This window comes from Nonomuraea sp. NPDC048882 (assembly GCF_040649755.1).
GTDB classification, from domain to species: domain Bacteria; phylum Actinomycetota; class Actinomycetes; order Streptosporangiales; family Streptosporangiaceae; genus Nonomuraea; species Nonomuraea maheshkhaliensis.
In genome coordinates this window covers 284,607-292,346 of sequence record NZ_JBEZGB010000014.1, presented here as the reverse complement: position 1 = coordinate 292,346, position 7,740 = coordinate 284,607, and the positions used below count along the sequence as shown (strand labels likewise).

Here is a 7,740-nt window from a genome sequence, read left to right as displayed (position 1 = left end):
ATCCGTCTTGGTCCGAAGACCTGACGGGGTTATGCATGTGTTTCATGCACTGGCTTTTAACACACTGTTGAGTTCTCAAGAAACGGACGCGTACATCCGCACCAGAATCTCTTGGAGACCCTGGTGCGCGAGGCGCTCATTTCATTTCCTTCAGTCTACCAGATCTGGACGATCCTTGTCAAACCGCCCGATCCGGGAGCTTCCGGACTCGCCTCTCTTCGAGGCAACCCTGCTAACTTACTCGAACTTTCGGCTCTTGTCCAACCGCGCGGCTGGAGTCGCCCGAAAGTCGGGGTTCGTTCACTGGGATGTCAGGACCTGATCGGCCCCGCGTTGAAAACTCTAGCAGTCTCGCGGGCTTGGAAGGTCCATCTTCGGTAACGAATGGACCTTCCCCTCGTGCGGACTGTTCAAACCCCGAGCGCGGCGAGCTGGGCCTCAAGGCGCGCGATGTCCGCGCCGGCCTGGTCGGCCCTGCCCCTGACCTTGGCCACCACGTCCTGTGGCGCCTTGGCCATGAACTGCTCGTTGCCCAGCTTGGCGGTCGCCTGGGCGGCCTCCTTGCGGGCGGCGGCCAGATCCTTCTCCAGCCGCTTGCGCTCGGCCACGACGTCGATGGCGCCCGCGGTGTCGATCTCCACGGTCACCTCCCCCACCGTGAACCGCGCGGTCGCGTTGAACGACTCCTCCGGCTCCGTGAGCCGGAGCAGGGCCCTGATCGCGCTCTCCTGGCCGGCCAGCGGCGTGCCGCCCAGCCCGAGCCGCGCGGCCACCTTCTGGCCCGGCTTGAGCCCCTGGTCCGAGCGGAACCTGCGGACCTCGGTCACCAGCTCCTGCAGCGCCTCGATCTCCGCCTCGGCACCGGCGTCGGCGTAGCGCGGATCGGCCACCGGCCACGGGGCCACGACGAGCGACTCGCCCCCGGTGACGGCCCGCCACAGCTCCTCGGTCACGAACGGCACCAGCGGATGCAGCAGCCGCAGGATCGCGTCGAGCACGTGCCCGAGCACCAGCCTGGTGTGCTCACGCCCCTCGCCGAGCTGGATCTTCGCCAGCTCCAGATACCAGTCGCAGACCTCGTCCCACGCGAAGTGGTAGAGCAGGTCGGACGCCTTGGCGAACTCGAACTCCTCGAACGCCGCATCGGCCGCCGTGATGACGGTCTGCAGGCGGGACAGGATCCACCGGTCGGCCGCGGTCAGCTCGGCGTCGTCGAGCGCGCCGACGGCCGCGCCGTTCATCAGGGCGAAGCGGGTGGCGTTCCAGATCTTGTTGCAGAAGTTGCGTGAGCCGGCCGCCCATTCCTCGCTCACCGCCACGTCGGCGCCCGGGTTGGCGCCGCGCAGGAGGGTGAACCGGGTGGCGTCGGCGCCGAAGCGCTCGATCCAGTCGAGGGGGTCGACGACGTTGCCGAACGACTTCGACATCTTCTTGCCGTACTGGTCGCGGACCATGCCGTGCAGGGCGACCACGCGGAACGGCGGCTCGCCGTCCATGGCATAGAGCCCGAACATCATCATCCGCGCGACCCAGAAGAACAGGATGTCGTAGCCGGTGACCAGCACCGACGTCGGGTAGAAGCGCTCCAGCTCGGGGGTTCGGTCGGGCCAGCCCATCGTGGAGAACGGCCACAGCCCGGAGGAGAACCAGGTGTCGAGGACGTCGGAGTCCTGGGTGTAGCCCGCGGGCGGCTCCTCGTCGGGCCCCACGCACACGACCTCGCCGCCGGGCCCGTACCAGACCGGGATGCGGTGGCCCCACCACAGTTGCCGGGAGATGCACCAGTCGTGCATGTCGTCGACCCAGTCGAAGTAGCGCTTGGCCAGCTCCGGCGGGTGGATGCGGGTGCGCCCGTCGCGCACGGCGTCGCCCGCGGCCTTGGCCAGCGGCGCGACGTTCACGAACCACTGCAGCGAGAGCCGGGGCTCGACCACGGTCTTGCACCGCGAGCAGTGGCCGACCGAGTGCAGGTAGGGGCGCTTCTCCGCAACGATCCGGCCCTCGGCGCGCAGCGCGGCGACGACGGCGGGTCGGGCCTCGAAGCGGTCGAGCCCCTCGAACGGCCCGTGCGCGGTGATGACGCCGCGCTCGTCCATGACGGTCAGCGACGGCAGCGAATGACGCCGGCCGATCTCGAAGTCGTTGGGGTCGTGGGCGGGGGTGACCTTGACCGCGCCGGTGCCGAACGCCGGATCGACGTGCTCGTCGGCGACGACGGGGATCATGCGCCCGGTGAGCGGGACCTCGACCATCGTGCCGATGAGATGGGCGTAGCGCTCGTCCGAGGGGTGGACGGCCACGGCGGTGTCGCCGAGCATCGTCTCGGCGCGGGTGGTGGCCACCACGATGTCGTCGGAGTAGCGGATGGAGACGAGCTCGCCCTCGTCCTCGCTGTGCTCGACCTCGATGTCGGACAGCGCGGTCAGACACCGGGGGCACCAGTTGATGATCCGCTCGGCGCGGTAGATCAGGCCCTCGTCGAACAGCTTCTTGAAGATGGTCTGCACGGCGCGCGAGAGCCCGGTGTCCATGGTGAACCGCTCGCGCGACCAGTCGACGCCGTCGCCGAGCTTGCGCATCTGGCCGAGGATCCGGCCGCCGGACTCCTCCTTCCACTCCCAGACCCGCTCGACGAACGCTTCGCGCCCGAGGTCGTGCCGCGACTTGCCCTGCTTGGCCAGCTCGCGCTCGACGACGTTCTGCGTGGCGATGCCGGCGTGGTCCATGCCGGGCAGCCAGAGCGTCTCGTGGCCGCGCATGCGGGCGCGGCGGGTCAGGGCGTCCTGGATGGAGTGGTCGAGCGCGTGCCCGATGTGCAGCACGCCCGTCACGTTGGGCGGCGGCAGGACGATGCTGTACGGCTCGCGAGAGCTGCCCGGGTCGGCACGGAAGTAGCCTTCGGACACCCAGCGCTCGTAGCTACGGGTCTCGACGTCGGCCGGGGTGTACTGGGTAGGCAGCTCTGGCGTTGTCACAGTGACCAATTCTAGGGAGACGGGAAAGCGGAACGCCCCATGGTTGGTGACCACGGGGCGTCCGGATGAACAGGCGGGGCCGTTCAGGCCGACTTCTCGCGTGGTGCGCGCTGCTGCTTGGCGGCGAGCTGGTCACGCGGTACGAGCGTGGGGATCGCGTGCTCCAGGACCGACTCGCGGGTGATGACGACGCGGGCGACGTCCTGCCTGGAAGGCACCTCGTACATGACGGACTGGAGCACCTCCTCCAGGATGGCGCGCAGCCCGCGGGCGCCGGTGCCGCGCAGGATGGCCTGGTCGGCGATGGCCTCAAGGGCGCCGTCGGTGAACTCCAGCTCCACGCCGTCGAGCTCGAGCAGCTTGCGGTACTGCTTGACCAGCGCGTTGCGCGGCTCGGTGAGGATCTGGATGAGCGCCTCGCGGTCGAGGTTGTGCACCGAGGTGATGACCGGGAGCCGGCCGACGAACTCGGGGATCATGCCGAACTTGAGCAGGTCTTCCGGCATCACGTCGGAGAAGACGTCGGCCGTGTCGACCTCCTCCTTCGACCGGATGACGGCGTTGAAGCCGATGCCCTTCTTGCCGATGCGCGACTCGATGATCTTTTCCAGGCCGGCGAACGCACCGCCGCAGATGAACAGCACGTTGGTGGTGTCGATCTGGATGAACTCCTGGTGCGGGTGCTTGCGGCCGCCCTGCGGAGGCACCGATGCCGTGGTGCCCTCCAGTATCTTCAGCAGTGCCTGCTGCACGCCTTCGCCGGAGACGTCGCGCGTGATCGACGGGTTTTCACTCTTGCGAGCGATCTTGTCGACCTCGTCGATGTAGATGATGCCGGTCTCGGCCTTCTTGACGTCGTAGTCGGCGGCCTGGATGAGCTTGAGGAGGATGTTCTCGACATCCTCGCCGACGTAGCCGGCCTCGGTCAGCGCGGTGGCGTCGGCGATGGCGAAGGGCACGTTGAGCATCTTCGCCAGGGTCTGCGCCAGCAGCGTCTTGCCCGAGCCGGTCGGACCGAGCAGCAAAATGTTGCTCTTGGCCAGCTCCAGACCGTCGTCTCTGCCCCGGTCACCGGACTGCACCCGCTTGTAGTGGTTGTAGACCGCCACCGAGAGGGCCTTCTTCGCCTTGTCCTGACCGATGACATAGGCGTCGAGGAACTCGTAGATCTCCCTCGGCTTGGGCAGGTTGTCCCACTTGAGCTCGGAGGACTCGGAGAGCTCCTCCTCGATGATCTCGTTGCAGAGATCGATGCACTCATCGCAGATGTAGACGCCTGGACCGGCAATGAGCTTCTTGACTTGCTTCTGACTCTTTCCGCAGAAAGAGCACTTCAGCAGGTCTCCCCCGTCGCCGATGCGTGCCACCCCAGATACTCCTTTGCGTGGGACCGCCCTGCTTGCTCACGCGAGCAGTGTCTCCGGACATTCTCCGGACTAGGCCGAACCGCTCAGGTTTCGACGTTACCGTCTTCTGGGCCCTCAGTGAGCCCCCTAGCGGCGAGTCGCACCGGAACGTGCCCTATTGGGCAGCGCTCCGGCGCGTCACGTCTCGTCTAGGAAGCTACGGCCTGAGCTCGTTTCTTCCTGGACGGGATGATGTCATCGATCAGACCATACGCCTTCGCCTCGTCCGCGTTGAGAATTTTGTCGCGTTCGATGTCCTTGCGGACTTCGGCGGAGGGCTTGCCGGTGTGCCTGGCCACGATGTCCTCCAGCAGCGTGCGCATGCGCAGGATCTCGCGGGCCTGGATCTCGATGTCGCTTCCCTGGCCGCCACCCTCGGTGGACGGCTGGTGGATCAGCACCCGGGCGTTGGGCAGCGCGAAGCGCTTGCCCGGGGTGCCGCCCGACAGCAGCACGGCCGCGGCCGAGGCGGCCTGGCCGAGGCAGACGGTCTGGATCTCCGGCCGAACGAACTGCATCGTGTCGTAGATCGCCGTCATGGCGGTGAAGGAGCCACCCGGCGAGTTGATGTAGATGCTGATGTCACGGTCGGGATCGAGCGACTCCAGCGTGAGCAGCTGGGCCATCACGTCGTTGGCCGACGCGTCGTCGATCTGCACCCCGAGGAAGATGATGCGGTCCTCGAAGAGCTTGTTGTACGGGTTCATCTCCTTCACGCCGTAAGACGTGCGCTCGACGAAGGAGGGGAGAACGTAACGGCTCTGGATGTTCATGTCAGCTCCCCCTTAGGAGACCGGGCCCGCGGAGGGCACCTGCCGCGCGCTGCGCACGACGTGGTCGATGAAGCCGTAGTCCTTGGCCTCCTCGGCCGTGAACCAGCGGTCACGGTCGGAATCGGCCTCGATCTGGTCCAGCGACTGCCCCGTGTGGAAGGCGATCCGCTCGGCCAGCGTCTTCTTCACGTAGAGCATCTGCTCGGCCTGGATGGCGATGTCGGCGGCGGTGCCACCGATGCCACCCGACGGCTGGTGCATCATCACCCGGGCATGCGGCAGGCCGTAACGCTTGCCCGGCGCCCCGGCGGTCAGCAGGAACTGCCCCATGGAGGCGGCCATGCCCATCACCACCGTGGACACGTCGTTGGGCACATATTCCATCATGTCGTAAATCGCCATGCCCGCACTCACCGAGCCCCCCGGCGAGTTGATGTAGAGCGTGATGTCACGCTCTGGATCGTCGGCGGCGAGCAGGAGGAGCTCGGCGCAGATGCGGTTGGCGATCTCGTCGTTGACCTCCTGCCCGAGCACGATGATGCGCTCGCGGAGCAGGCGCTGGTAAAGCTGGTCCTCAAGCCGGAAGGACGAGCCGTTCTCACGGCCTCGCGACTCAGGCTGATAGAAGGTCGGCGGGCTGGTCACAGCGTCACCTTCCGATGCGTCGTAATCGATTGGCTTTGCTTGTGACCTTAACGCGCGCCGCCTACAGCTCATGCCCGCTCACCCGGGCTGTTCGCTGACGGCGCAGGTTCGGGCGAACGTACGGCCACTGCTCTTTGCGGGGTTTATCCGGCTTTCGTCCTGGGAAGCGCGCCCGCCCTGGGGCGCTCAAGGGGCGGTCCCGCGCACGCGGACGCCGGTCGGCCCCATGGGCCGCCGCCAGGCCCCCGATCCCCTCAGAAGCCGCCTGAGCGCCCCCAGCGCCCTCGCCGGCGCGAGCCGGCTGCGGGGGGTGGCTGCCGGGGTAGCTGCCGGGGTGGCGGAGCGGAGGCGTGCGCGGGAACGACGAAGCCCCCGGACACGGGATCCGGGGGCTCGCGGTGATTTCGGGGCCGGAGGTTACGCCTCGGACTTGCCGTCGGCGTCGTCGGCCTTCTCCGCGGAGGACTCGTCCTCCTCCTCGACGGGCTCGGCACCGTTGATCTCGGTGTAGATGGCCTTGAGGTCGACCTCGTTGCCGTCGCTGTCGACCACCTTGGCGGCGTCGCCCAGCACCGACTTGGCCTTGTCGCGGACGATCTCGACCATGGCCAGCGTGAGCTGGTCGTTGTCGGCGAGGTGCTTGGCCAGCTCGTTGGGCTGGACGCCCATCTCCATCGCGCGGCGGACCACGAAGTTGGTCAGCTCCTGCTCGGAGACGCCCAGCTCCTCGGCCTTGACGATCTTGTCGAGCACGAAGCCGACCTTGATCGCGCGGGCGGAGTTGGTCTCGAACTCGGCGAAGCGCTCCTCCTCCGTCGTCTGGTAGAGACGGAAGAAGGCGTCACGGCTGAGGCCGCTCTCGGCCACCTGGTGGTCGAGGTTGTGCTTGCGGGCGTCGACCTCGGCCTTGAGCGCGCTGTCGGGCAGCGGGATGTCGATCTTCTCGAGCACCGCGTCGAGCGCGTTTTCGCGGGCCTGGACGACCTGGTCGATCAGCTTGTTGCGGCGGGCCTGCTCGCGGATGCTGTTCTTCAGCTCATTGAGCGTGTCGAACTCGCTGGCCAGCTGGGCGAACTCGTCGTCGAGCTCGGGCAGGACCTTCTCCTTGACCGACTTGACGCTGATGATCACGTCGGCCTCCTCGCCGGCGTTCTCGCCGCCGACGAGCTCGGTCTTGAAGCTCTTCTCCTCGCCCGCGGACATGCCCTCGAGGGCGTCGTCGAGGCCCTGCAGCACGGAGCCGGCGCCGACCTCGTAGGAGACCTCGTTGGCCTGCTGCTCCTCGATGTTCTCGCCGTTGATCTCGGCGCGCAGGTCCATGACGACGAAGTCGCCGCTGGCCGCGGCGCGCTCCACGCCGGTCAGCGTGGCGAAACGCTGGCGCAGGGCGTCGAGCTGGCTGTCCACGTCCTCGTCGGAGACCTCGGCGGAGTCGACCGTGACCTCGAGGCCCGCGTAGTCGGGGACCTCGAAGTTGGGCCGGATGTCGACCTCGGCGGTGAACTCGATCTGCTCGCCGTCGTCGATCCTCGTGACCTCGATGTCGGGCTGGCTGACCGGGAAGACGTCGACCTCGTCGACGGCCTGGCCGTACAGCTTGGGCACGGCGTCGTTGAGGGTCTCCTCCAGCACTACCGCCCGGCCGAAGCGCTGCTCGATGATGCGGGCCGGAACCTTGCCAGGCCGGAACCCGGGGACGCGCACCTGCTGCGCGACCTTCTTGTACGCCGCATCCATGCTCGGGCGCAGCTCGTCGAACGGCACCTCGACAGTGAGCTTGACCCGGGTCGGGCTGAGCTCCTCGACAGCGGTCTTCACGGGAATGGTCTCCTTGATCAAGCTACGAGTGATCGCGGGCGCGTCCATCGGTACGGCTCACGCGCCGCGCCCACATAAAGCGCTGGGCATGCTCCGCCACGGCGGGTTCCAACGCCGATGGCC

The 7,740-nt window shown here is 67.3% G+C and carries 5 protein-coding genes; all 5 read right to left on the bottom strand.

From position 1 onward, the window contains the following. Positions 1-410: 410 nt before the first annotated feature. Entirely contained in the window at positions 411-2,975 is a 2,565-nt protein-coding gene (locus AB0C27_RS41170) for a valine--tRNA ligase (protein WP_357856366.1), read from the bottom strand. Positions 2,976-3,058: 83 nt separating this feature from the next. After that, positions 3,059-4,342: an ATP-dependent Clp protease ATP-binding subunit ClpX gene (gene clpX, locus AB0C27_RS41165; RefSeq protein ID WP_357856363.1), complete on the bottom strand. Its 1,284-nt coding sequence runs from the start codon at positions 4,340-4,342 to the stop codon at positions 3,059-3,061. Between the two features lie 188 nt (positions 4,343-4,530). Further along, positions 4,531-5,154 (bottom strand): ATP-dependent Clp protease proteolytic subunit, encoded by a 624-nt coding sequence (locus AB0C27_RS41160; RefSeq protein ID WP_357856360.1) that lies wholly within the window; start codon positions 5,152-5,154, stop codon positions 4,531-4,533. A gap of 12 nt (positions 5,155-5,166) precedes the next feature. Then, entirely contained in the window at positions 5,167-5,799 is a 633-nt protein-coding gene (locus tag AB0C27_RS41155; RefSeq protein WP_357856357.1) for an ATP-dependent Clp protease proteolytic subunit, read from the bottom strand. A 417-nt stretch (positions 5,800-6,216) separates the two neighbouring features. Further along, the gene (tig, locus tag AB0C27_RS41150) at positions 6,217-7,617 is read right to left on the bottom strand and encodes a trigger factor (protein ID WP_357856354.1); all 1,401 of its coding nucleotides are present in this window, start codon (positions 7,615-7,617) and stop codon (positions 6,217-6,219) included. Between the last annotated feature and the right edge of the window lie 123 nt (positions 7,618-7,740).

Bases quoted from the DNA above. Each gene is read 5' to 3' on its own strand.
- AB0C27_RS41160 (WP_357856360.1), bottom strand. From the start codon at position 5,154: ATGAACATCCAGAGCCGTTACGTTCTCCCCTCCTTCGTCGAGCGCACG.